The sequence below is a fragment of the Vibrio sp. 1727 genome, assembly GCF_033344415.1.
GTDB lineage: Bacteria > Pseudomonadota > Gammaproteobacteria > Enterobacterales > Vibrionaceae > Vibrio > Vibrio alginolyticus.
Genome location: NZ_JAWPOT010000231.1, coordinates 1 through 732, shown reverse-complemented (window position 1 = coordinate 732; position 732 = coordinate 1). Strand labels below are relative to the sequence as shown.

The following is a 732-nucleotide window of genomic DNA, read 5'->3' as shown; positions in this document are numbered from 1 at the left end:
GCTTGTATGAACCGACTTGGAGGATTACAGACAGTGTTTCCATTACAAATACACCGCCCATGATAACCAGCACCAATTCTTGACGAACCAAAACAGCGATAGTGCCTAGTGCACCACCTAGCGCAAGAGAGCCTACGTCACCCATAAATACTTGTGCTGGATAGGTGTTGAACCATAAGAACCCAAGACCCGCGCCCACAATCGCCGTACATACCACAACAAGCTCAGAGGCGTGCGGTAGATATGGGATGTGCAGATATCCAGAAAAGTTAACGTTACCAGTCGCCCAAGCGATAACGGCAAAGCCTGCAGCAACCAGTACCGTCGGCATGATAGCCAAACCATCTAAACCATCAGTGAGGTTTACCGCATTACTGGTGCCAACAATCACGAAGTAAGTCAGAATGATGTACATCAGACCAAGCTGTGGCATCACGTCTTTAAAGAATGGTACGACAAGCTGCGTCGCTGCTGTGTCTTTACCATAAGCGTATAGAGCAAATGCCACAACAAATGCGATCAAAGACTGCCAGAAATACTTCCAACGCGCGATCAAACCATCGGTGTTTTTACGCACGACTTTGCGATAATCATCGACAAAGCCAACGGCGCCATAACCTAGCAACACCGTCAGTACCGCCCAAACATAAGGGTTGGATAAATCAGTCCACAATAGAATCGTGATCGAAATAGCAGCCAAAATCATGATACCGCCCATAGTAGGAGTACCAC

General features: G+C 47.5%; 1 protein-coding gene. It reads right to left on the bottom strand.

From position 1 onward, the window contains the following. The coding region (mraY, locus tag R8O10_RS24950) for a phospho-N-acetylmuramoyl-pentapeptide-transferase (protein ID WP_318191921.1) at positions 1-732 on the bottom strand (732 nt) is incomplete at both ends.